Annotated in this window: 18 protein-coding genes and 1 tRNA gene; 10 read left to right on the top strand and 9 right to left on the bottom strand. The window is 65.3% G+C overall.

Annotated features, from left to right (window positions below; genetic code table 11):
* The first annotated feature begins 140 nt into the window (after positions 1-140).
* Entirely contained in the window at positions 141-1208 is a 1068-nt protein-coding gene (locus ACE103_RS00400; protein WP_375777908.1) for a hypothetical protein, read from the top strand.
* 100 nt (positions 1209-1308) lie between these two features.
* On the opposite strand, the gene ACE103_RS00395 is transcribed toward ACE103_RS00400, so the two are convergent.
* From ACE103_RS00395 to ACE103_RS00375, 5 genes are all read right to left on the bottom strand, one after another.
* Positions 1309-3936: a glycosyltransferase family 4 protein gene (locus tag ACE103_RS00395; protein ID WP_375777907.1), complete on the bottom strand. Its 2628-nt coding sequence runs from the start codon at positions 3934-3936 to the stop codon at positions 1309-1311.
* Positions 3937-4389: 453 nt separating this feature from the next.
* Positions 4390-4465: transfer RNA gene (locus ACE103_RS00390), tRNA-Thr, on the bottom strand.
* Between the two features lie 107 nt (positions 4466-4572).
* On the bottom strand, positions 4573-6330 hold the full coding sequence (locus ACE103_RS00385; RefSeq protein ID WP_375777906.1) for a heme biosynthesis protein HemY: 1758 nt from the start codon (positions 6328-6330) through the stop codon (positions 4573-4575).
* Between the two features lie 20 nt (positions 6331-6350).
* Positions 6351-7592, bottom strand: coding sequence for a hypothetical protein (locus ACE103_RS00380; RefSeq protein ID WP_375777905.1), 1242 nt, complete (start codon positions 7590-7592; stop codon positions 6351-6353).
* 120 nt (positions 7593-7712) lie between these two features.
* Positions 7713-8441 carry a uroporphyrinogen-III synthase gene (locus ACE103_RS00375; RefSeq protein WP_375777904.1) on the bottom strand — a complete coding sequence of 243 codons (729 nt, stop codon included), beginning with the start codon at positions 8439-8441 and terminating at the stop codon, positions 7713-7715.
* A gap of 173 nt (positions 8442-8614) precedes the next feature.
* Between ACE103_RS00375 and tsaD the strand changes: the two genes are divergently transcribed.
* Both tsaD and ACE103_RS00365 read left to right on the top strand, forming a co-directional pair.
* Positions 8615-9688 (top strand): tRNA (adenosine(37)-N6)-threonylcarbamoyltransferase complex transferase subunit TsaD, encoded by a 1074-nt coding sequence (gene tsaD / locus ACE103_RS00370; protein ID WP_223972491.1) that lies wholly within the window; start codon positions 8615-8617, stop codon positions 9686-9688.
* A gap of 13 nt (positions 9689-9701) precedes the next feature.
* Positions 9702-10682 carry an NAD(P)H-dependent glycerol-3-phosphate dehydrogenase gene (locus ACE103_RS00365; protein WP_375777903.1) on the top strand — a complete coding sequence of 327 codons (981 nt, stop codon included), beginning with the start codon at positions 9702-9704 and terminating at the stop codon, positions 10680-10682.
* Positions 10683-10737: 55 nt separating this feature from the next.
* On the opposite strand, the gene ACE103_RS00360 is transcribed toward ACE103_RS00365, so the two are convergent.
* Complete coding sequence (locus ACE103_RS00360) at positions 10738-11502, bottom strand: haloacid dehalogenase type II (protein ID WP_375777902.1); 765 nt, start codon at positions 11500-11502, stop codon at positions 10738-10740.
* 113 nt (positions 11503-11615) lie between these two features.
* Between ACE103_RS00360 and ACE103_RS00355 the strand changes: the two genes are divergently transcribed.
* The 3 genes from ACE103_RS00355 (at position 11616) to ACE103_RS00345 (ending at position 14269) form a co-directional block, all read left to right on the top strand.
* A complete protein-coding gene (locus tag ACE103_RS00355) occupies positions 11616-12521 on the top strand; it encodes a LysR substrate-binding domain-containing protein (protein WP_375777901.1) in 906 nt (301 codons plus the stop codon).
* 125 nt (positions 12522-12646) lie between these two features.
* Complete coding sequence (locus tag ACE103_RS00350; RefSeq protein WP_375777900.1) at positions 12647-13759, top strand: alpha/beta hydrolase; 1113 nt, start codon at positions 12647-12649, stop codon at positions 13757-13759.
* A 96-nt stretch (positions 13760-13855) separates the two neighbouring features.
* A complete protein-coding gene (locus ACE103_RS00345) occupies positions 13856-14269 on the top strand; it encodes an EVE domain-containing protein (protein ID WP_223971169.1) in 414 nt (137 codons plus the stop codon).
* 151 nt (positions 14270-14420) lie between these two features.
* Here ACE103_RS00345 and ACE103_RS00340 read toward each other — a convergent pair whose 3' ends face one another.
* Complete coding sequence (locus ACE103_RS00340) at positions 14421-15584, bottom strand: DNA topoisomerase IB (RefSeq protein WP_375777899.1); 1164 nt, start codon at positions 15582-15584, stop codon at positions 14421-14423.
* Positions 15585-16447: 863 nt separating this feature from the next.
* Here ACE103_RS00340 and acs point away from each other — a divergent pair.
* Both acs and ACE103_RS00330 read left to right on the top strand, forming a co-directional pair.
* Positions 16448-18388, top strand: coding sequence for an acetate--CoA ligase (gene acs, locus ACE103_RS00335; protein ID WP_375777898.1), 1941 nt, complete (start codon positions 16448-16450; stop codon positions 18386-18388).
* Positions 18389-18764: 376 nt separating this feature from the next.
* A complete protein-coding gene (locus tag ACE103_RS00330) occupies positions 18765-19280 on the top strand; it encodes a L,D-transpeptidase (RefSeq protein ID WP_223971174.1) in 516 nt (171 codons plus the stop codon).
* A 91-nt stretch (positions 19281-19371) separates the two neighbouring features.
* Here the strand turns inward: ACE103_RS00330 and ACE103_RS00325 are convergent, their stop codons facing one another.
* Positions 19372-19980, bottom strand: coding sequence for a thermonuclease family protein (locus tag ACE103_RS00325; RefSeq protein ID WP_375777897.1), 609 nt, complete (start codon positions 19978-19980; stop codon positions 19372-19374).
* 51 nt (positions 19981-20031) lie between these two features.
* On the bottom strand, positions 20032-20259 hold the full coding sequence (locus tag ACE103_RS00320; RefSeq protein ID WP_375777896.1) for a DUF1674 domain-containing protein: 228 nt from the start codon (positions 20257-20259) through the stop codon (positions 20032-20034).
* 201 nt (positions 20260-20460) lie between these two features.
* Between ACE103_RS00320 and ACE103_RS00315 the strand changes: the two genes are divergently transcribed.
* Both ACE103_RS00315 and ACE103_RS00310 read left to right on the top strand, forming a co-directional pair.
* Complete coding sequence (locus ACE103_RS00315) at positions 20461-21807, top strand: RsmB/NOP family class I SAM-dependent RNA methyltransferase (RefSeq protein WP_375777895.1); 1347 nt, start codon at positions 20461-20463, stop codon at positions 21805-21807.
* A 137-nt stretch (positions 21808-21944) separates the two neighbouring features.
* Positions 21945-23696 (top strand): heparinase II/III family protein, encoded by a 1752-nt coding sequence (locus tag ACE103_RS00310; protein WP_375777894.1) that lies wholly within the window; start codon positions 21945-21947, stop codon positions 23694-23696.
* Positions 23697-23776 lie beyond the last annotated feature (80 nt).

Below are 23776 nucleotides of genomic sequence, written 5' to 3'. Positions count from 1 at the left end.
GTCTCGGCGCAACGTCGTTTGCCTGCGCACGCCAGCGCCCACAGCACTGACTTGTGTGCCGCCCCTCAGGCGGGGAGCCGGGAATAGACTCGTCGATTTGGGTTTCTCCTTCGCACAATGCCTGAACTCTGGAGACCTCAGTGAGTGCATTTGAACAAGGTCGCGTACGGCCCGGCGACGATGGCTTGGCGAATGCGGCCGCCGAAAGGCTCCGTTCGATGATCCCGGCCGCCGGCGCGATCGCCTATCCGTTCCTGCTCGATGGATTTCATCTCGCGGTCTCTCCCGCGAATGGCCACCCCTCGCCCGGCGGGGTGGTTCTGGCGGCGCTTTGCCTGCTGGCTGCGACGGCCGCGCCCTTGCTGGGTCTGGCCTGCGCCTATTGGATGACCAAGCCGGCGCCTTCGTCGTTCGAGCTGCGCGCCCGGCGGCTTGCGTATATCAGCATCGGTGCGCCGCCACTGTTCGTGTTGACCGGCGTCGGCCTTGGACTGCTGCACATCCCTGTCAGCGATGAGCTCGTCTGGGTCGCAGGTTGGCTCGCCGCGTGTCTCTACGTGCTGCTCGGCGATGAACAAGAGCGGCCGGCAACGTCAGCCGCGATGGCTCCGTCCATTGCCAGATGGCGTGTCACGCATGGCATCGCCGCGGCGGTCATCCTTCTCTATGTCGCGTTTCACCTCACCAATCACCTGCTGGGCCTGCTTGGACCGGAGGTTCATGGCGCCGTGATGAAGCTCGGCCGCACGGTCTATCGATCCTCCGTGGTCGAGCCGGTGCTTGTCGCCTTGATGCTGTTCCAGGTCGCCGTCGGGGTGCGGCTTGCCTGGCGCTGGAGCTCGCGGCCGGCGGACGGATTCCGCGTGTTTCAGATCGGCTCCGGCGTCTACCTCGCGGCGTTCATCGTCACCCATCTGAACTCCGCATTCGTCTCGGCGCGGGCCGTGCACCACATCGACACCAATTGGGACTGGGCGTCGGGCGCACCGACCGGCCTGATCCACGACGCCTGGAGCATCCGCCTGGTGCCGCACTACGCACTCGGCGTCTTCTTCGTGCTCGCCCATCTCGCTTCAGGATTGCGCGGCATCCTGATCGCGCACGGCGTGACCACCGCGGTCGCTAACCGAATCTGGGCAACCGGGCTCGCAGCAGGCGCGCTGATCGCAATCGCGATCATGAGCGGACTGTGTGGCGCGCGGATCTAGAGCGTTTTCGAGCGAAGTGGGCACCGGTTCGCGTGAAGAAAACGCGTCAAAACAAGAATCTAGAGCTTTTGGTCCTGATTCAATCAGAACCGAAAATGCTCTAGGCAGCGCAAATCGTTTGATAGGCGGCCAATTGAAGCGCGACGACCCGCCGCGCGGAATGACACTTCTCAAACCACAGACGCGCGGCATCGCCGCGGCCATTGCCGTCCAGCGGGTCAGCAAGTACTTCGAAAATCCGGGCCGCGCACGTCTCCACGCTGTCGGCGGCCAGGCAGGGCGGCGCTACTCCAAAGAACTCCGCTGATTGGGTTTCATCAAGATTGGTTATGACTCGGCGTCCGAGCGCCATTGCTTCAAAGGTAACGCCGCCGATCGCCGGTATCCTGAACTGATCGACGACGACATCGCTCGAACAGTAAAGCTGTCGAAGCTCCGCCTTGTTCAACGACGGTATCCACGAAACCATCTCTTCAATTCGAAGTTCCTGAATCAGGTCCTTGCTTCGGTGAACGTCAACACCCCACTCGACCAGGATGATACGAAAATCGCGGTCCGTTTGCGCAACCTGCGCGGCCGCCCTCAAGAAAACGTCATTGCCCTTCTGCATCGAAACAGGTGCAGCCTGCCAGTGATGGCGCGACGGACTAAAGAATGTGGTGACCTTGGGGTCCCGCTTCGGGATTTTGAGTCCCGCTCGAAAGGTTGAGATTTTTTCATCGTCGAAGGCATGCGGAAGATAAACGGTCCGCTCCCTCTTCAATTTCAGCCGCGCCACGGACGGCAGCACATCCGAATTGGTTACGAAGGAGAAAGCCGCATTCTTGTACGACGCCGAACAAAGAATGCCATTGTAGGTTTTCTCGAAAGGCAGTTCGCGCAACGTGCCGTGCTCGTAACACGTGTAATTCTTGAGCCCGTTGATGAACGGAATGAACCCGTCGATCGAATAGCCCTGAATGATGTCGTAGTGCTCCAATACGTCGGCGAATTCATTGGCAATGGTGGATGCGAAGGCTTCGACCAAGACCAGGGCTTCTGCCGGATAGTCCGTGAACTGTCGCAGCAGGTCACCAAGAAGCACCTCACGTTGCGAGGCGTTTCGATCCTCTCCCTTGCCGTAATTCTCGAAGTAGCGAAACTCCGGGCGGTCGATGATCTCCGGCTTGGTCACCACGGGAATTGCTGACGAACCGACGTCAGCGGCCGCGCTGTTGCCTGTAACCGGTGTCACAGCGTGGGGATCTGGGATCGTGAAGCCATCGCTTTCGCTTGCAACCGGCGTCGCGGCGTCAGGATCCGGCATCTCGAAGACGTCAGAAGGAAATTCGAAGCCATAGCGCGGCAAGCCGCGGCTGCGCCTCTGACTTCGCCAGATTGCGACCGCCAAACTCGGCCTGGCGGCAACGCCGCTTTCCGCCTCACGCCGCAAATGAGCAAATACATATTTCGTCAGCAGGGAACGATAGATCGATGTAAGGCGGCTTGGTCCTTTGGGATTTGGCGACCGCGAATCGCGAAACGTCGCATCTTCATTGCTTTCGCCTGTAGCCGGCGTCGCGGTGTCAGGATTCGGAGTTGTGAAGACATCGGCAGGAAACTCGAAGCCGAAACACGGCAAGCCGCGGCTGCGTCTCTGACTTCGCCAGATTGCGACCGCCAGACTCGGTCCGGCGACAACCCCGGTTTCCGCCTCACGCTGCAAATGAGCAAATACATATTTCGTCAGCAGGGAACGATAGATCGATACGAGACGGCTTGGTCCTTTGGGATTTGGTGACCGAGAATCGCCGAACGTCCGATATTTATCGCTTTCGCTTGCAGCCGGCGTCGCTGTGCCAGGACTCGGCATCGTGAAGACGTCAGCAGAAAACTCGAAGCCAAAACGCGGCAGGCCGCGGCTGTGTCTCTGACTTCGCCAGATTGCGACCGCCAAACTCGACCCGTCGACAACGCCCGTTTCCGCCTCACGCTGCAAATGAACAAAGACGTACTTCGCCAGCAAGGCGCGATAGGTTGATACGAGGCGGCCTGGTGCTTCGGGATTTGGATATTCGTTGGCGAGAGATCGGCTTTGCTCCGGCCGCGGATCTAGCGAGGCCGACTTTGATGAGGTCAGCGAAATCGGAGAGGATGCAGATTCAGGTTCTATGGTCACCCCTGGCAGGACGATGGTCGGCTGATCGGGCGGCTGCGGGATTGCCTTGCTTGCCTGGAAGTCCTGAAACTCGCGCGCAATTGAAATTGTATCTGCCAGATGCTCCGGCATCGGTGGACGGACCCGGCTCTCTGCGGCAGCGATGCCATCGAGCATCTCCCAATATCTTGCCTGCAACAGCGTCCAGAAAAATGCTGCGGCTCCGCTGTCACCGGCGTTCTTCGCACGAAGGTACGAGAGGCAATCGAGAACGGGGCCTTGCGCAAACCAATCCGGTCGACGCCAACCGCCCAACTCGGTGGCCCACCAATCCGGGAACATGTTGTCGACGTTGCCGTCGAAGCTTGCGGCCTCCCACTCCGGGCAACCCATGACGTGATAGTAGTTATAGCAAATGACGTCCGCTTCGATTCCGAAGCGCCGCTGAATCAAGGCATTGTTGTAGGCGTTGTTCGCGATATTGCCGATATGCAAGACGCGCAGCGGGCGATCGTGGGCGCGTTGGAACTCCCTCAGGAAGGCAAGCTGTAGTTGAAAGTCGCTATCACGATCCTTCGGCACGAACGTCATTCCCCAGCAATCGTAGTTCAGGTATTAGGCTTCCGCGCGAGAACACACAATCTACGAACACCGATTCCGCCGCGCTTATTCTGCTCCATGTCGCGTCTCATCTCACCAATCATTTAGTTGGCTTGCGCATCGGATGCGGTTGGTGTTGCGCTGGAGTTTGCGACCGGAGGATGTTCCGCGTGTTGCAGATCGGCTCGGGCGTTTACGTCGCCAGGTTCACGTCACCCATCTGAATACCGCGTTCGTCTCGGCGCGGGCCGGGCATTCGACGTTTTCTTCGTGTTTTCGCATCTCGCGCCGGGGTTGTGCCATGTTCTGACGCACCGCGGAGCCGCCACGGTCGCCAACCGGGCAGCCGGCGGACCGGTCGCGATCATATGCAGATTGTGCCGTGGGAGAATCCAGGCGAGTAAATCTCGCCTGCGCATCGAGACGGGGGATGTTCCTGAGGAGTGGTGCCGCAAGAGGGACTCGAACCCCCGACCCCGTCATTACGAATGACGTGCTCTACCAACTGAGCTATTGCGGCGAACCGTTCGGCAACGGCCTGACAGCGCGCCACCTGATATCGGGCATGACCCCGATTGGCAAGGAAAACGCAGCTATTGAACCGCACACCGGTTATCTAACCGCCGATTAGCTTCCCAAACGTGACAGAAATCCGCGCCAACCGCCGATCTGGGCCTTGGCCGGGCCGATTTGTTCCGCAAATTCGTCCACGGCGCCGTCCTCGTCGACCCCGGGGTCGTCGGGGGCCCGGACGATGGGGATCACGGCCGGAATGGGCGCGGGCGCCGCCTTCGGCAGGTCGGTCCGGGAACGGAACAGGGGGGCGGGGGCCGGGGGAGCCGATTCGGCGGCCGGCGGCGGCTCCGGCACCGGCTCCGGGGCGGGCGGATCGGCCTGAATTGGGGCCGGGTCGGCCTCGATCGCCGCCGGCACCGGGGTGTTGTCCTGCACAGGCAACGCGACCGGCTCGACGGGCTTGATATCGACCGGCTCAGGCGGCTTGGGCGGAGGCGGCTCGCTGGCGACTTCCTTCGGCGGCTCGACCCGGCGCGGCGCCAGCATCGCCTCCTCGAACGGCGAGGGCTCGATCGCATTGCCCTTGTCGGACGGCAGCGCCGCCACCGGCGTCTGCCACTGGAAGGCATCGAGACGGCCGGTGACCGGCGACACCGGACGCCAGCGGTCGGAGACGTAGCCGTCCGCGGTCCACACCGGATCGTGCAGCGCGCGCACCGCGCGCAAGGTCCAGGCCCGCGCCCGGCCGCCGTCGCCATGTTCGGTGCGCTCGATCTCCGCCATCAGCAGCGCGACCCGCTGCGTCGGCGCCGCTGTGAACGGCTCCAGCGCCGCACGCGCCTTGGCGAATTCGGTCGCATCGATCGCGGCGCGTGCGATCGCCAGCGCGCCCTCGATATGCCCAGGCGTTTTCGCCGCCAGCGTCTCGACCCGCACCAGGCGCTGGCGCGCGGCATCGCCGAGCCGCACATGCGAATAGGCATCGGCGAGATCGGGATGCGGCTGCGCCAGCCACGCGGTCTCGACGATACGCATCGCACGGCGCACCTGATGCGCCTCGCTCTCGAATTTGGCGGCAAGCACCGCGGCCGGGATCAGCGTCGGCGCCAGCTTGAGCGCCTCCATCACGCTCGAGCGCGACAAATCGCGATCGACGGTCTCGAACTCCAGCGCACGCGCCGTGAGCAGCACGCCGCGTTGCCGCCGATAGGTCGCCTTGTCGATCAACCCGGCGGCCTGGTTGTTGTCGATGATCGACAGCGCACCGGCCCAATCGCCCTTGGCGCAGCAGAAGCCGAGCACAGCATGCGAAGCCCAAGACGACGACGGCGACATTTTCAGCGCTTCCTCGGCAATCATCACCGCCGCCACCGGATCGTCGGCGCGCTGCGCTTCGATGAACAGGCCGCGCAAACCGAGCAGCCGCGTGTCCGCCCGCTCGGCCATGGCGCGGAAGGCGCGCTGCGCGCCGTCGCGATCACCGTCGAGCTGCGCCGATTGCGCGTGCAGCAACAGCGCCAGCGGATCGCCGCCGGCGTGGCGCCGCGCCACTTCGGCATGCGCGCGGGCACCTGCGGAATCGCCATGCCCGATCGCGAGCAGGCCTTGCGTGATGGCGTGACGGCCGCGCGCGTGACGCCGCTCGCGCCTGCCGCGGCGGACGTGACCCGGGATCTTCCACAGGCCGCGCAGGATCACGCCGGCGACCATCGCGACGACGATGACGAGGCCGAGCAGATACATCGGCTGCTTGGACGTGAAGCGCAAGCCGCCCCAGTTCAGCACGAGATCGCCGGGCTGATCGGCCAACCAGGCCGCACCCGCTGCAGCGAGCGCGATCAGCAGCAGGAACAGAATGATCCGGATCATCGAGAACCTATTGCAAGGATTTACTGGTTGACCGTGGCGAGCGCCGCCATGGCGTTGTCGGCAAATTTGCGCGACGCGTCGAGCGCGGCGCGGCGTGCGTCCACCTTGGCAAGCCAGGCTTGCGCCGCGGTGCGATCGGCCGGCGGCAACGACTTCAATTCGCGCTCAGTCAATGCGAGATCATTATGCACGGCGGCCGATGTCACGCGCGCGACGATGCTGCCGCGGTCGGTCCCGGTGCCGTCGGTCCGCTCGATCTGGATCAGGGTGGAGGCGCCGGCCTTCAAACGATCGACCAGCCCGGCGCTGGACGCCGCAGCTTCCGGCGGCGCGAGCTGCGGCACGATCTCGATCAGATCGCGGCACAGCTTGTTCGGACTAGGCACGCCTGACGCAGCGAAGACGTCGAGCGGCTTCAGCACGTCGGGATTGTCGGCGATCGCTTTCGCGGCCTCGAGCGCCGAGGCGTAGGGATCGCCGTGACGAACCGCGACGTCGAGCAGCGATGCCGCGACCACGCGGCGCAGCGGCACGTCGTCCGCCTTCGCCTCGGCCTTGGTGTCGGCGATCTTGCTGTCCTGCTTGGCGATCGCGGCACCCTGCGCCTTCACCGCACCCTCGACCTTGTCGATGCGTGCCGTGATGCCGGAGATGTCGGGCGCAGCCGCGCCATCGCGCGGCGCGGCCTTCACATCATTGACCGCTGCCGCAAGCTTGTCGGATTGCGCTCGCGCAGCAGCGAGCTCGGTGCGCAACGCGGCGATCGATTTGTCGAGCGCCTCCAGCCGCGCGGTTGCCGCGGGATCGGCGGCCGCAGCGACCGGTCTGCCGGCTTTCGATTCAAGCGCGGTCAGGCGCGTGCCGAGCTCGTCCACCGTTGCGGCGCTGGGCTGCGGCGCCGACGCCGGCGGCACCGCGGGCCAGCCGAGCAACCAGCCGACCCCGATCACCAGCGCTGCCGCGACCGCGCCCGATACCGGCGCCACCACCCAGGGAGATACCGGCCGTGACGGCTCGGCCTGGGACGCCGCGGCGGCGGGCTCGGGCTGCGGCTCGGCGTGGGGAGCAGGATCGGGATGAGGCTCCGCCTCGGGCGCGGCGGCCTCCGCTGCCTTGTCGGTATCCTTTGGGGCTTCCTCGCCGCCCTCGGCCTTTGGCGGCTCGCTGGAGATCTCGGTCGCCTGAAGATCGATGGTCGGCGGCGCGCGCTTGGGCCGGGAATCCGGCGAAGGTCCTGGGTCGTCGGGCCTTTCATCAGCCATCGCGAGGGTCCTCAAAACTACTGGCCGCACATTGTAGCAGAATCGGCCGACGTTCTTAGAGCACGATCCGAAAAACGGAGCATTGCCTAACATCATGGTCAGACGAAAGAATTATTCCGCTCACGGCCGCAGGGTGCGCACCAGCGCCTCCAGCAGGGCGTTTTCGTCCGGGCGCGCCGCCACCACCACCTTGGTCGCGCCGGCATCATGGAGCACCGCGGCGACCGCGGGCGAGATGCAGCATTGCGGCAGTGCGAGCGCCGAAATCTCGATTCCGTCGGCCCGTATGGTGTCCAGGAACGCCTGCGCGCTGCGGCGGGAATAATGCAGCACCGCGGTGATCCGGTTGCCCAGGAAGGCGTCACCGACCTCCGTCGGGAAGCCGGCCACCGGCGCCATCCGGTAGGTGGTGTGGGTGACGACGGTAAGCCCCGTTTCGCTGAGCTCGCCCGCCAGATCGCGCGACAGGTCGGCGCCGGCGAGATAAAGGAGCGTGGCTGACGCCGCGAGTTCGCCGGCCTTGACCCGCGCGAGCACGAGATCGCGCAAGCTCACCGCATCGCCCTTGGCCACCATCACCCGGTCGAAGCCCGCGGCGCGCGCGGCGTCGGCGGTGTGCGCGCCCACCGCGAACAGCGGCAGCCGCAACAGCCGGCTGCCGGCGAGATCGATGGCACGCGGCGCGTTGGCGCTGGTCAGGATAACCGCGTCATAATCCGCATCGTCGTCATGGAACGGTAACGGCTCGACGCGCAGCACCGGCGCCGCGAGGGCCTCAAAGCCGCGTTGGCGCAGCGTCGCCAGCGTCGCGTCATTGTCCGGATGCGGTCGTGTGACAAGGATGGTCACGGATCAGGCCTCCCGCGCTGCGAATTGGACCTTGCCGACCGATTGCACTTTGAGACCCCGCAATGCTACCCCGGAGGGGACAGTTTGATGAACATGATCTTGCCGGAAACCGGTTCCGGCCTGTCCGGATCATGCTCGTAGCACAAGGGCCGAAATTGGGACACGAACCGCCGATGCTGGTGCTGGGGATCGAGACCACCTGCGATGAAACCGCAGCCGCCGTGGTCGAGCGCCAGGCTGACGGGCAGGCAAGGATCCTCTCCAACGTCGTGCGTTCGCAGATCGACGAGCACGCCCGCTTCGGCGGCGTGGTGCCGGAGATCGCGGCGCGCGCCCATGTCGACCTGCTCGACGGTATCGTCGCCTCCGCCATGAAGGAGGCCGGTGTCGGCTACGGACAATTGTCGGCGGTTGCAGCCGCCGCCGGCCCCGGCCTGATCGGCGGCGTGATCGTCGGTCTGACCACCGCGAAGGCGATCGCGATGGTGCACGATACGCCGCTGATCGCGGTGAACCATCTCGAGGCGCACGCGCTGACGCCGCGGCTGACCTGCGCGCTGGCGTTTCCCTATTGCCTGTTCCTGGCCTCGGGCGGCCACACCCAGATCGTCGCCGTGGTCGGCGTCGGCGAATATGTGCGGCTCGGCACCACGGTCGACGACGCGATGGGCGAGGCGTTCGACAAGGTGGCGAAGATGCTGTCGCTGCCCTATCCCGGCGGGCCGCAAGTCGAGCGCGCAGCCGCCGGCGGCGACCCGACGCGATTTGCGCTTCCGCGCCCGATGCTCGGCCGTCCCGATGCGAATTTCTCGCTGTCGGGACTGAAGACGGCGGTGCGCAACGAGGCCAGCCGCCTTGAGCCGCTCGAGCCGCAGGACATCAGCGATCTCTGCGCGAGCTTCCAGGCCGCGGTGCTGGAATCGACCGCGGATCGGCTGACCGTCGGCCTGAGGTTGTTCGAGGAGCGGTTCGGCACGCCGCGCGCGCTGGTCGCGGCCGGCGGCGTTGCCGCCAACCATGCCATCCGCAGCGCGTTGCAGGATGTCGCGGCGAAAGCACAGACCACGCTGATCATTCCGCCGCCGGCGCTCTGCACCGACAATGGCGCGATGATCGCCTGGGCCGGCGCCGAGCGGATGGCGCTTGGGTTGACCGACACGCTGGAAGCGCCGCCGCGCGCCCGCTGGCTGCTCGATGCCAACGCCAAGGCGCCGGCCGGCCACGCCAACAGCCGCGCCGGATATTGAACTGAGGGTTCCGATGCCCGCGCATATGTCAGTCAGCGTGATCGGTGCCGGCGCCTGGGGCACGGCATTGGCCGAGGTCGCGGCCCGCGCCGGACGCACGGTGACGCTGTATGCGCGCAATGCCGAACATGCCGCGCAGATCCAGGCGACGCGGGTCAATCCGAAGCTGGCCGGTGTCCAGCTTCAGCCCGGCATCGCGGTGACATCGGATCTTGCGGCGGCCGCGCGTGCGGACATCGTCCTCGCGGTCACCCCGGCGCAGCATCTGCGCGCGGCGGTCAGTCACCTTGCGCCGTACCTCAAGCCCGATACGCCCGTCATCGCCTGCGCCAAGGGCATCGAGCACGGCACGCACAAATTCATGACCGAAGTGATCGCGGAAGCAGCACCGCGCGCCGTGCCCGCGATCCTGTCGGGACCGAGCTTTGCCGACGACGTCGCGCGCGGATTGCCGACGGCCGTGACGTTGGCAACCACGGACGAGGCGCTGGCACGCGCGCTCGTGCAAGCGCTCGGCTCGGCGACCTTCCGGCCCTACCACACCACCGACGTGCGCGGCGTCGAGATCGGCGGCGCGGCCAAGAATGTGCTGGCGATCGCCGCCGGCATCGTCGTCGGCAAAAATCTCGGCGCCTCCGCGCTCGCCGCGCTGACCACGCGCGGCTTCAGCGAGCTCGCACGATTGGGCCGCGCCTGCGGGGCGCGCACCGAAACCCTCTCCGGCCTGTCTGGATTGGGCGATCTCCTGCTCAGCTGCTCGACCGCGCAATCGCGCAATTTCGCGCTCGGCCTCGCGCTCGGCCGCGGTGAAACAGCGCCGGTCGGCAAGCTCGCCGAAGGCGCGTTCACCGCGCCGGTGCTGTGCGAGCTCGCGGCTGTGCAGAAGGTCGATATGCCGGTGTCAAACGCGGTCGCCGCGATCCTGAGCGACCGGCTGACGATCGATGACGCGATCGAAGGCCTGCTGACGCGGCCATTCAAGGCCGAAGGCTAGCGCTTGTCGTATTGACGTTTTCTCCACGCGAACCGCTTCGCGCAAAGGCGCCTGATCACCGCGCCGTCGCGAAGGCGACGAGGTCGTGCAGTCCCGCCCCCGCTCCATCGGGCGTCACGCCGAGTTCTTCGGCCGACGCATTGGTGCGGTTGACCCAAAAGGTCGGATAACCGAACCATTTTGCGCCGGCCACGTCCCATCCGGCGAATGCCGCAAAGACGATCTCCTCCTTCTTCAGTCCGAACGCATCGAGACCCATCTGATAGGCGCGCGCATCCGGCTTGAAGGCAGCGACCTTGTCGGTGCTGAGGTGTTCTTCGAACAGCCCCTCGAGCCCGGAATTCCTGATCACCGCGTCCAGCATCGGCGCGGTGAAGTTGGAGAGAAACGCCATGCGCAGGCCGGCGGCGCGAAGCTGCACCAGCACCGGCACGACGTCGGGCCACGCCTTGAGTTCCAGGTAGGTCTGCATCAGGCGATCGCGCTGCTCGGGCGAGAGCGAGATCTTCATCGTCTTCGCCGCGAACTGCAGCGCGTCCTCGGTGACGCGCCAGAAGTCGGCATATTGCCCGCCGAGCGTCCTGAGCCAGCCGTATTCGAATTGCCGGGTTCGCCACACAGCGCCCAGCTCCGCTCCCATGCCGGGGAACATCTCTTCCAGCCGGGCGGATACCGGACGGGGATCGATCACTGGGAAGCCGTCGAAGACGACCGCCCGAAAAGGCGGGCGGCCAGCCGCGCGCGACCGACCGGACAGCACTGTCGCGGCCGTGACGGAAGCCGCGGCCATGGTCGTAAACGTTCGGCGATCCAGCAGCATGTCGTCTCCCCGCATTGCGTGCCGCCAGCGTTCACACAATTGCGTGTTGGCACAATCGCCCGATTTCAGCAGAGATCATTCCGTGTTTCAGAACAATCAGGGAGGGGATGACGATGGACCGGCTCGATGAGCTCCGCCTGTTTCTCGCGATCGTCGACAGCGGACAATTTGCGGCCGCCGGGCGCAAATTCGCACGTTCACCCTCCTCGACGACGCGGATCGTCGCCGAGCTCGAGCGGCGCCTCGGCACCCGGCTGCTGCAACGGACCACGCGAAAGCTGTCGCTGACCGACTCCGGCGCGCGGCTTGCGGCGCAGGCGCGCCGCCTGCTCGCCGATTACGACGACGCGATCGATGGCGCGATCGGAGAGGCCGCGAGCCTGCGCGGCAACATCAAGCTGTCAGCGCCGACGCTGTTCGGCAGCCGTCACGTCGCGCCGCTGGTGCGCGGATTCCTTGAACGTCACCCCGACATCACGCTGCAACTGACGCTCGAGGATCGTCTGGTCGATCTGATCGACGAACGGATCGACATCGCGCTGCGAATCGGCCATCTGACGGACTCCTCGCTGAGGGCCCGGCGCGTCGGGGAAGTCCGGCGCATTGTCGTCGCCAGCCCCGATTATCTGAAGCGGCACGGCCGGCCGCGCCGGCCCGACGATCTCGTACAGCATCACGCCGTGACCTTCGTCAATCAGGCGAGCCCGGCGGCCTGGCCGTTCCAGCACAAGCAAAGCGGTCCGCAGAAGGTCAAGGTATCGAGCCGCATGGAGGTCAACCGCGCCGACACGGCGATCGGACTGACGCGTGACGGCATGGGCCTGACGCGCGTGCTGTCCTACCAGGTTGCGGGTGAACTCGCGGCGGGGTCGCTGGTCCGCGTGCTGCGGGACTACGAAGTCGCGCCGATCCCGGTGCAGCTGATCTATCCCAGCGCACGCCTGATGGCGCCGCGCATTCGGAGCTTCCTGGATTTCGCTGCGGGTGAGCTACCGCAGACGGCATTCAACCACCCATAGCGGGTCTGCGCCGGTCGCGCTTGACGGCGCAGACTTCCACGTCGAGATCATGCGTGCTGTGCTAGCGTCGCGGCAATCGCCGGATCCCGTTCCAACAACAAGAAAACCAAGCTTGGGGACAGTACATGCGTCAACCGCGTCACGTTATCGTTTCGATCAGCATTCTGCTTGCCATCGCCACCTCCAGCACCACCACACGCGCGCAAACGACAGTACCGTACGACGAACTCGCCAAGCGCGAAGCCGCGGCCAACGCCGAGGATGGCAAGCGAGTCGCCCCGCTCAAATCGATCGACAATCCCTCAAGTGACGTCTCGGCGGAGATGCTGGCGATGATCGGCGCGCCCTACCCGTCGCATTTCAACGCCGACCCGAAAACCCCTGCGGAGTGGAAGGAGCTGATCGACCGCCGCGCCAAGCTCTTGATCGCGGGTATTCCGGCCATGAAAGCGAAGCTCGGCGTCAAGGTCGAGGAAACCAGAATTGCCGGCGTGCACTGCTACGTCGTGACGCCGAACAAGATCGCGCTCGAGAACCGGCGGCGCCTGCTGATCCACGTGCATGGTGGCGGCTACGTGTTTGGGCCCGGCGAAGCCGCGTTGCCGGAAGCCATCATGATGGCCGGCTTCGGCGGCTTCAAAGTGATCTCGGTCGACTACCGGATGCCGCCGGACTTCCCCTATCCGGCCGCGATGGACGACGCGATGGCGGTCTGGAAGGAGGTTCTGAAATCGCACGAGCGCCACCGGCTGGCGATCTTCGGCACTTCGACCGGCGGCGCGATGACGCTTGCGATGGTGTTGCGGGCGAGGGACGAGAAGCTGCCGCTGCCGGCCGCCATCGCGCCGGGCACGCCGTGGTCCGACATCGACAGGATCGGCGACAGCTACGCGAGCAATGAGTGGGTCGACAACGTTCTGGTGACCTGGGACGGATGGCTCGGCCGCGCGGCCAAGCTCTATGCCAACGGGACCAGCTTGAAGAATCCCTACATTTCGCCGATCTACGGTGACTTCAAGGGCTTTCCGCCGACCATCCTGACATCGGGCACGCGCGACCTGTTCCTCAGCAACACGGTTCGCACACACCGCAAATTGCGCCGCGCCGGCGTGATCGCCGATCTCAATGTCTATGAGGGGCAATCCCACGCGCAGTACCAGATGAACATCGATGCGCCCGAGACCAAGGAAGCCTTCACCGACATCGCCAAATTCTTCGATCGATATCTGAAGCAGTGAGTGACGCCATCAAGACCGGATGCCCGCGCTTGTCGCGGGCGCCCGGGTGCCTGTAGATTGCCGCGCGATGAGCGATCGAGCACGGGGTGAGTTGCGATGAATTACTGGCTGGTGAAATCCGAGCCGTCGGTCTGGTCGTGGGACCAGCAGGTCGCCAAGGGCGCGAAGGGCGAAGCCTGGACCGGTGTGCGCAACTTCACGGCGCGGCAGAACCTCGTCAACATGAAGAAGGGCGACAAGGCGTTCTTCTATCATTCCAACGAGGGCAAGGAGATCGTCGGCATCGCCGAGATCGTCAAGGAAGCCTATCCCGATCCGACCGACAAGACCGCCAAGTTCGTCTGCGTCGACATCAAGGCCGACAAGCCGCTGAAGACGCCGGTGACGATGGCCGCGATCAAGGCCGACAAGAAGCTCGCCGACATGGCGCTGGTGAAATATTCGCGGCTCTCGGTGCAGCCGGTGACATCAGAGGAATGGAAGTACGTCTGCAAGATGGGCGGGCTGTAGCGACCGGACCAACCCTGTTGTCGTCCCGGCGAAGGCCGGGACCCATAACCACAGGCCAGCATCGTTAGAGCGCGCTGTGGCTCCAGCTCGTTTCCACAATCAACAATTGGGGTAATGGGTCCCGGCCTTCGCCGGGACGACGGAGAGGAGCTTACGCTCCGGCCGCCATTACCACCTGCGCCAGCAACTGCTCGCGCTTGGACTGGGTGCGGTAACCGCCCATCGTCGCCGCGAAACGCTCGAGGATGCCGTCTTCGAAGGCGGTGACGATGGTGTCGTGGACATAGCTCTTGCGGCAGATCGCCGGCGTGTTGGAGAGCTGGTCGGCGGCGGCGCGGATCGCATCCAGCACCTGGCGCTTGCGGCCGCGCTGGCTGGCGGCCGGCGTGATCCGCGACAGCGATTCCACGACGACGGCCGACGCCATCAGGGTGCGGAAATCCTTCAGCGAGATCTTGATGCCGGCGAGCTCGCGCAGGAACGCGTTCACCGCCGTGGTCGAGGCCGCGCGGACGACGCCGGAGCGGTCGTGATACTGGAACATGCGCTTGCCCGGGACATCGCGCAGAATGCCGATCGCGCGCACCAGCTTGGCCGCGTCGCATTCCTTGCGCACGGCCTTGCCGCCCTTGGCCTTGAAGGTCAGCACCAGCGAATCGTCTTCCAGCGTGACGTTGGACTTCAAAAGCGTGGTGGCGCCGCGGGTGCCGTTGAGGCGGGCGTAGGATTCGTTGCCGGGCCGGATCGCGGTCCGCGCGATCAGCTCGATCACCGCCGACAGCGCGAACTCGCGCGTCGGCTCGTCACCAGACAGGAACGCCGAGACCTTGCGCCGGATCTTCGGCAGCGCGGCGACGAGCTTGGCCAGGCGATGCGCCTTGCGCTGCTCGCGGACCTTCTCCCAGTCGGCGTGATAACGATACTGCAAGCGGCCCGCGGCATCGCGGCCGACCGCCTGCAGATGCGAGCTCGGATCGCTGGAATAGCGCACCTGGCGATAGGCGGGCGGAACCGCCATCGCATGCAGCCGCCGGATCGTGCGCGCATCGCGGACGCGCGAACCATTGGCACGAACGAATGAATAATTCTTGCCGCGCTTGATGCGGCGGATGGTCAGCTCGTTCTGGTCGCCGAGCCGAAGACCGAGATCGCGCGCCAGATCCTCGACGGCGGGCGCGGCGAGCTTGAGCTTTGCCGACGGCTGGAGCTTGGCTCGTGGCGACTGCTTGGGCCATTGGCCCAGCGCCTTCGCCAGGGCGACAGCGGGATCGGCGGACATGGGCCGCACAGCCGCGATGTTCTGCTGATCCATCATACTTCCAAGACGCCTTGTTCCGCTGTTCTCCCGGTAATGCCGTTGCTTCGGGCTTGGTTCCGGTTGGCCATCCGGCCTCGATTTCGCGATTTAGGGCGTCAGGGCTGACATTGCGAGTCGCGAATCGGTTATCAACGGTTCCTAAATACCTTTCAAGGGTGCCATTCGCCCACTAACCTTGATTTTGGCCCCTCCAGGATCGGTCAAAATTGCGGGAGCCCGGCTTGGGAACCGGGCTTTTGGGCGCGACCAGCACGACCTGGCTGCAGCAGGCAGGTCAGGCATCGTGCCGTTTCGTACCGGATCCCCGGACGGCGCCACCGCACCTCACGATCCACCCGGCTCTTCCGGACAGCGCCAGCCGCACAGGCGGTTCGGACGAAATCGTCGGCGCAGATCGTCGCGGCGGCCCTGCGATCATTCATCGAAATGCGCGGCAGGTGGTCCAGCAGAATTGGCGTCGAGGCGCCGTGTCGCAGTCAGCGTCACCTCGCTCCCAAACATTGCTTTGAGGCTCTCCCATATCGGCATCGGGCGGATCGCGGTCCGCGATTCTTTCGCGACAGCTAGGGACTGCGGTGACGGCGTAGGACGCCGGCGAATTGAGCAGAGAACGATACCACTACGACCAAGAGACCAGTGACCCGGAGCAGACGATGAAGCATAGGTTTCACTCGTCAACGAGGCGCGGTAAACCGCCCCATCAGATGAGGAAGCCGACGGGATGTCCGGCGGCTTCGACGCGACGAAAGTGACAGTCATTTTTCCTTGCCGGGCCGGAATGCGGCAACGCATAATCGCGGCAATGATCAAGACGGCTTGCCGTCGCGTCGTTTGCGATCGGCAATGAGTGGAGGAAAGCGATGTCCGAGAAGATCTATGACGTGTCGGCCGACTGGGCCAAGCGCGCCTATATCGATGACGCCAAATACCGCGAGATGTACGCGCACTCGGTCAAGGACCCCAACGGCTTCTGGGGCGAGCACGGCAAGCGGATCGACTGGATCAAGCCCTTCACCAAGGTCGAGAACGCCTCCTTCGCGCCCGGCAACATCTCGATCAAATGGTTCGAGGATGGCGTGCTGAACGTCGCCTGGAATTGCATCGACCGCCATCTCGAGAAACGCGGCGACCAGACCGCGATCATCTGGGAGGGCGACGATCCCTCCGAATCCAAGCACATCACCTACCGCCAGCTGCACGACGAAGTCTGCAAGATGGCCAACATCCTGCGCACGCGGAACGTCAAGAAGGGCGACCGCGTCACGATCTATCTGCCGATGATTCCGGAAGCGGCCTACGCCATGCTGGCCTGCGCGCGGATCGGCGCGATCCACTCGGTGGTGTTCGGCGGCTTCTCGCCGGACAGCCTCGCCCAGCGCATTAAGGACTGCGATTCCAAGGTGGTCATCACCGCCGACGAAGGCCTGCGCGGCGGCAAGAAGGTGCCGTTGAAGGCCAATGTCGATGCCGCGATCGCAAAAACCGGCGGCGTCGATTGGGTCGTGGTGGTGAAGCGCACCGGCGGCAAGATCGACATGAACCCGACGCGCGACCTCTGGTATCACGAGGCCGCCGCGATGGTGACGACGGAATGCCCGGCCGAGCACATGCATGCCGAGGACCCGCTGTTCATCCTCTACACCTCGGGTTCGACCGGCACGCCGAAGGGCGTGCTGCACACCTCGGGCGGCTATCTCGTGTTCGCGTCGATGACGCATCAATACGTGTTCGACTACCACGACGGCGACATCTACTGGTGCACCGCCGACGTCGGCTGGGTCACCGGCCACAGCTACATTCTCTATGGACCGCTCGCCAACGGCGCGACCACGCTGATGTTCGAGGGCGTGCCGAACTACCCGGACAATTCGCGCTTCTGGAACGTGGTGGACAAGCACAAGGTCAACATCTTCTACACCGCGCCGACCGCGATCCGCGCGCTGATGCAGGGCGGCGACGAGCCGGTGAAGAAGACCTCGCGCAAGTCGCTGCGCCTGCTGGGTTCGGTCGGCGAGCCGATCAATCCCGAAGCCTGGGAGTGGTATCACCGCGTGGTCGGCGACGATCGCTGCCCGATCGTCGACACCTGGTGGCAGACCGAGACCGGCGGCATCCTGATCACGCCGCTGCCCGGCGCGACCAAGCTGAAGCCGGGATCGGCGACGCGGCCGTTCTTCGGCGTGATGCCGGAAATCGTCGATGCCGACGGCAAGACGCTGGACGGCGAGACCTCGGGCAATCTCTGCCTGACCAAGTCATGGCCGGGCCAGATGCGCACGGTCTATGGCGACCATGCGCGGTTCGAGCAGACCTATTTCTCGACCTACAAGAACAAGTACTTCACCGGCGACGGCTGCCGGCGCGACGCCGACGGCTACTACTGGATCACCGGCCGCGTCGACGACGTCATCAACGTCTCCGGCCACCGCATGGGCACCGCCGAGGTCGAGAGCTCGCTGGTCGCGCACGAGGCGGTGTCGGAAGCCGCCGTTGTCGGCTACCCGCACGACATCAAGGGCCAGGGTATCTACGCCTATGTCACACTGATGAAGGGCACCGAGCCGACCGAGGCCTTGCGCAAGGACCTCGTCGCCTGGGTCCGCAAGGACATCGGCCCGATCGCCTCGCCGGACCTCATTCAATTCGCGCCCGGCCTGCCGAAGACACGCTCCGGCAAGATCATGCGCCGCATCCTGCGCAAGATCGCCGAGGACGAGCCGTCCAGCCTCGGCGACACCTCGACCTTGGCCGATCCGGCCGTGGTCGACGACCTCGTGCAGAACCGGCAGAACAAGAAGTAGTCCGGCAACGGCAATATCGGGACATTGAAGAAGGGCCGCGCGCGATCTCCGCCGCGGCCTTTCGCTTTCTCGTCACGCAAACCGACATCCGCTTCGCTCGAAAACGCTATGGGCGCGGCCATTTCACGGGATTGTCAGAGGCGCGGCGCCATTGCGGCGCGTTTGTGGCCAAGTGTTGTTTTCAAGTCATTTACTTTAATCCGAACTTTTCCTTTTCTGCCCGCCATCAGGACGTGTCTCGCGGCCGGTGTGAAACCACCCGGTTAAGACACGCGGTTAATATTGCGTGCGCGAGACCGGCAGGCCCGGTTTTTTCAGGGCTCTGCACCTTCGTTTTTGGCTCCTTCACCGGAGCTGTTGGGAAGTGGAGAGGTTGATGTCGATGAAGTTTGCGGTGGCGCTGGCTGCCACCCTTGGTGCTGTTGTTGTGATGTCGCAGACGGCCGAAGCGCGGCCGGAAATGGTCGGAATACACGCCGACAATTATGAGCCGGGCACCATCGTGGTGAAGACCAACGAACGGCGGCTCTATCTCATTCTCGATTCCGGTCACGCGATGCGCTACCCGGTCGGCGTCGGCAAGTCCGGCAAGCAGTGGGCCGGCACCACCCGGATCGACGGCAAGTATCGCAACCCGGCCTGGTCGCCGCCCGCCGAGGTCAAGCGCGACAAGCCGAGCATCCCGAACGTGATCGCAGGCGGTTCACCCGCGAATCCGATGGGCGTCGCCGCGATGACGCTGGCCGGCGGCGAATACGCCATCCACGGCACCAACGTGCCGGGCTCGGTCGGCGGCTTCGTCTCCTACGGCTGCATCCGCATGCTGAATCCCGACATTACTGATCTCTATCAGCGCGTCTCGGTCGGCACGACGGTCGTCGTCACCCGCTGATTGCGCACGGCTCTTCACCGAAAGAAAAGCCGCGCGGATGCGCGGCTTTTTATTTGGCCGTTCGGCATGGCCGCGGCCGCGACGCTGTTACTCAGCGCGCGAAACCTCCGCACCAGCCGAAGCGATGCCCGCCATTGTAGGCGCGCGCATGACCCGCCGCGAGCAGCGCGGCCGAAACGTTGTCGGTCTTCCTGGTCGCGACATCGGCGACGACGCGGCCCTGATACTTGTCTGGGCCGATATTGTAGATCGCGACATCGCCCTGGCCTAGCAGATCGCGCAGCGCCACCGTGGCTGCCTGCGCCATTTGCAGTTCGCGCGCGCAGGACGCCTTCAGCTCCGGCGCATCGATGCCGCGCAGCCGGACCCGCGTATACAGATCGGGCCCCGGCGTGAGATGCACGCGCGCCTCGAACGTGTCGCCGTCGATCGTCCTGATGACATCAACAGCATGGCGCGCGTCGGGCGCACCGGCCCGCTGCCGGATCAATTCGGCATCGCGCGACCGGCTCAACGACCAGTGCGACGGCACGGGGATCCATTGAGGCACATATTGGCGGATCGGCAATGTGCTGCCGACGGCAATGCCGAGCACGAACACCCACGGCAGCGCTGCCGAGACACGGCGGCCCCAAGGTGAGCGGCGGAAGGGCGGACGTCCCGTCCCACGATAAGGATTTATTCTCTCGTATGGGGACATATTCCCAGACTGGCCTGAGTCGAACGGTCAGGCAAGACACTCCAAAACCTCTCAGAAGTCCGAGGCGATGCCCTTGGTCTCCCAATCGCCGTAACGCGTCGGTTCCGGTCCCTTCGGGCCCTGGAATTCCTTCGGCCGCGCGGCCGCATCCTTTGCGGCGGCCTCCTCGGCAGCCTGGCGCCGCGCCGCGGCCTCGGCGAGCGCGCGCTGCGCGGCCGGCGTCAGCGGCTTGCGCGGCGCGGGTTCCGGCGACGATGGCGATGACGATTTCTCAGACATAGCGGGCCTTCTTGGCGAACGTTTCTCGGCAAAACTTTCTGCCTGCGAGTTTCGTATCTCTGACTTGGCTCAGTGACGGCATCACGATCGAGAAATCCTGCAAAGCGATTCTTACATTTGGCATATTCGCATGCCAGAGGTGTTTTCGAGTTGATGGCATGAGCCGAACGTAACTCAGCACCTTCGAGATATCTCCGCTCCATGCCTCCTTCAAGATTTGCAGTCCCTGCCGAAGTCCCCGGTCTCGCGGCGCGCCGTATCGCGGCCGACATCCTCGATGGCGTGCTGCACAAGCACCGCACGCTGGACGATCAACTCGACGGCGCCGGCGCGCATCCCGGGCTGAAATCGCTGGCCGATCGCGACCGCGCGCTGATGCGCCGGTTGGTGTCGACCATCCTGCGCAAGCTCGGCACACTCGGCCATTTGCTGTCGCGGCTGCTCGACCGCGGCGTCCCGACCGATGCACCGCGCGCGCAGAGCGCGCTGCTGATCGGCGCCGCCCAGATCCTCTGGATGGACGTGCCTGACCATGCCGCGGTCGATCTCTCGGTGCGGCTGGTGCAGTCGGACCGACGCGCGGCGAAATATGCCGGACTGGTCAACGCCGTGCTGCGTCGCTGCGCGCGCGAGGGCCAGGGCCTGATCGACGAGATCAGCCCGCAGACGCTGGACCTGCCGCAATGGATGCTGGCGCGCTGGAACGCGCATTACGGTGAAGCCACCGCGCGCGACATGGCGCTGGCGCTCGGTCACGAGCCGTCGCTCGATCTCACGGTGAAATCGGACGCGCCGCAATGGGCGGGCCGCCTGCATGGCGAGATCCTGCCGACGGGAACCGTGCGCACGCTGCTGCAGGGTTCCGTCACGATGCTGCCGGGCTTTGCCGAAGGCCAATGGTGGGTGCAGGACGCTGCCGCAGCCCTCCCGGTGCGCCTGTTCGGCGACATCAAGGGCAAGGCGATCGCCGATCTCTGCGCGGCGCCCGGTGGCAAGACCGCCCAGCTCGCACTGGCCGGCGCACGCGTCACCGCGGTCGACCGCTCGCCGGCGCGGGTCGCGCGGCTGCGCGACAACCTCACGCGGCTGGAGTTGCAAGCCGAGACGGTTGTCGCCGACGCCGCCGAATGGCCGGCGGAGGCCGCGAGCTTTGACGGTATTCTGGTCGATGCACCCTGCACCTCGACGGGAACCATCCGCCGCCATCCAGACGTCGCCTGGCTGCGCCAGGAAGGCGACATCGCCGCATTGACGGCGCTGCAGAAGCGGCTGCTGCATAAGGCCGCCAATCTGCTGAAGCCCGACGGTACGCTGGTCTACTGCACCTGCTCGCTGGAGCCGGAGGAAGGCGAGCACGCGATTGCCGCGCTGCTGGCGAGCGAATCAGGCCTGCGCCGTGCGCCGGTCGAGAAGGACGAGGTTGCCGGCCTCGCCGACATCATCACCGCAGACGGCGATCTGCGTACCCTGCCCAGCCATTTGCCCAACGCCGACCCGCGGCTCGGCGGGCTGGACGGTTTTTACGCCGCCCGGCTGGTCAAATCCTGATTTTAAACTTCAGTCTTCTAAGCTCGAAGTGATTCGCGCGGTATCAAGAGGGCATCTTGGATATCAAGAGGGTGTCTTGGCCGCGTTTCCGGATTAAATAAGGATTCGTTGAAAATTCCCTCCCCGCAAGGTTAGGCGTGTCGGTCGCTCAAAGCAGACGCATCTCGACGCTGATTGCTGGCCGCTTTGCCCGCAGCATAATGGCGCGCGCCAGCGGGAGCACGGTTGCGCTGTCGCGGCTCTGGCCCGGCCGCACCGACCGGCTGATCATCGCGCCGCATGACCTCCGCACCGCCGACGCCACCCGCGCGGCCGAGATATATGCCGGGCGATTCGTTTTCGCCGGCAAGATCGTCACCTGCCACGGCCGCTCGATCTTCGATCTCGAACCGCCGTCGGAGGATTGGGAAGCCGCCCTGCTCGGTTTCGGCTGGCTGCGCCATCTGCGCGCCGCCGACACCGCGCTGACCCGCGCCAATGCCCGCTCGCTGGTCGACGACTGGATCTCCAACCAGGCCCGCAAGCGGCCGCTGGAGCGGCGCGCCGACGTGCGCGCGCGGCGGGTGATCTCGCTGTTGTCGCAGGCGCCATTGGTGCTCGGCGACACCGACGGAAAATTCTACCGCAAATATCTGCGCGGGCTGGCGCGCGAGATCCGCTATCTGCGCCACGCCACGCTCGACAATGACGGCGTTCCGCGCCTGCAGGTCCTGATCGCGCTGTGCTACGCCTCGCTCTGCCTCGCCAACCAGGCGCGCAACATCAAGTCCGCCACGCGCAGGCTGTCCGACGAATTGCAGCGCCAGATCCTGCCCGACGGCGGCCACATCTCCCGCAGTCCCGGCGCGCTGGTCGAATTGCTCAGCGATCTCTTGCCGCTACGGCAGACCTTTGCTGCGCGAAATATCGCGCCGCCGCCGGCGCTGCTCAACGCCATCGACCGCATGATGCCGATGCTGCGCTTCTTCCGCCATGGCGACGGCAGCTTCGCGCTGTTCAACGGCATGAGCACCGCGCCGTCCGATCTCGTCGCGACGCTGCTCGCCTATGACGACACCCGCGGCGTGCCGATGTCGAGCATGCCGCATAGCGGCTTCCAGCGCCTCGATGCCGGCAACACCACCTTGATCATCGATACCGGTCCGCCGCCGCCGGCCAGCGTCAGCCAGGATGCACATGCGGGCTGCCTGTCGTTCGAGCTGTCCTCCGGGGTCAGCCGCATCGTCGTCAATTGCGGCATGCCGAATACCGGGCGCGACAATTGGCGGCCGTTCGCACGCTCCACCGCGGCGCATTCGACGCTGACCTATCGCGACACCTCGTCGTGCCAGTTCGTCGAGCTGTCGGCGATGAAGCGGCTGTTGCGCGGCGCGCCGGTCACCAGCGGGCCGAGCAATGTCGAGAGCTACCGCGAGGCCATCCCCGGCGGCGATGTGCTGACCGCCTCGCATGACGGCTATCTCTCACGCTTCGGCGTGATCCACCGCCGCGTGCTGATGATCGCCCAGGACGGCACCCGGATGGAGGGCGAGGACTCGCTGTCGCCGGCACCGGGCGGCCGCATCAAGGGCAGCGAGGCCGATTTCGCGTTGCGCTTCCACTTGCACCCCTCGGTGAAGGCGAGCCGGCTGTCGGACGCCCGCGGCGTGATGCTGGTGCTGCCCAACCGCGACGTCTGGACCTTCGAGGCGCTGGACGACAAGGTCGATCTCGAGGACAGCGTGTTCCTCGCCGGCAATGACGGCCCGCGCCGCACCTCCCAGATCGTGATCCGGCAGGACGCAAGGCAGGCTGCCACCATCCGCTGGAGCTTCGTGCGCTCCTCGACCTCCGCCACCGCCACCAACGCCCGCCGCAACGCCCGCCGCGAGCCGGAACTGCCGCTGTAGGACAGACCCTAGACCGTCATACTGAGGAGCCGCGAAGCGGCGTCTCGAAGGATGCACGGCCCGGCTGGTGGCCGTCGACC

Source organism: Bradyrhizobium sp. ma5, from assembly GCF_042258955.1.
Taxonomy (GTDB): domain Bacteria; phylum Pseudomonadota; class Alphaproteobacteria; order Rhizobiales; family Xanthobacteraceae; genus Bradyrhizobium.
The sequence above is the reverse complement of the archived record's forward strand: the minus strand, read 5'-3'. Positions and strand labels throughout refer to the sequence as shown.

Coding starts and splice junctions, on each gene's coding strand:
- ACE103_RS00395 (WP_375777907.1), bottom strand. CDS start 3,936: ATGACGTTCGTGCCGAAGGATCGTGATAGCGACTTTCAACTACAGCTT.
- ACE103_RS00385 (WP_375777906.1), bottom strand. CDS start 6,330: ATGATCCGGATCATTCTGTTCCTGCTGCTGATCGCGCTCGCTGCAGCG.
- ACE103_RS00380 (WP_375777905.1), bottom strand. CDS start 7,592: ATGGCTGATGAAAGGCCCGACGACCCAGGACCTTCGCCGGATTCCCGG.
- tsaD (WP_223972491.1), top strand. CDS start 8,615: ATGCTGGTGCTGGGGATCGAGACCACCTGCGATGAAACCGCAGCCGCC.
- ACE103_RS00365 (WP_375777903.1), top strand. CDS start 9,702: ATGCCCGCGCATATGTCAGTCAGCGTGATCGGTGCCGGCGCCTGGGGC.
- ACE103_RS00360 (WP_375777902.1), bottom strand. CDS start 11,502: ATGCTGCTGGATCGCCGAACGTTTACGACCATGGCCGCGGCTTCCGTC.
- ACE103_RS00355 (WP_375777901.1), top strand. CDS start 11,616: ATGGACCGGCTCGATGAGCTCCGCCTGTTTCTCGCGATCGTCGACAGC.
- ACE103_RS00350 (WP_375777900.1), top strand. CDS start 12,647: ATGCGTCAACCGCGTCACGTTATCGTTTCGATCAGCATTCTGCTTGCC.
- ACE103_RS00345 (WP_223971169.1), top strand. CDS start 13,856: ATGAATTACTGGCTGGTGAAATCCGAGCCGTCGGTCTGGTCGTGGGAC.
- ACE103_RS00340 (WP_375777899.1), bottom strand. CDS start 15,584: ATGATGGATCAGCAGAACATCGCGGCTGTGCGGCCCATGTCCGCCGAT.
- acs (WP_375777898.1), top strand. CDS start 16,448: ATGTCCGAGAAGATCTATGACGTGTCGGCCGACTGGGCCAAGCGCGCC.
- ACE103_RS00330 (WP_223971174.1), top strand. CDS start 18,765: ATGTCGATGAAGTTTGCGGTGGCGCTGGCTGCCACCCTTGGTGCTGTT.
- ACE103_RS00325 (WP_375777897.1), bottom strand. CDS start 19,980: ATGTCCCCATACGAGAGAATAAATCCTTATCGTGGGACGGGACGTCCG.
- ACE103_RS00320 (WP_375777896.1), bottom strand. CDS start 20,259: ATGTCTGAGAAATCGTCATCGCCATCGTCGCCGGAACCCGCGCCGCGC.
- ACE103_RS00315 (WP_375777895.1), top strand. CDS start 20,461: ATGCCTCCTTCAAGATTTGCAGTCCCTGCCGAAGTCCCCGGTCTCGCG.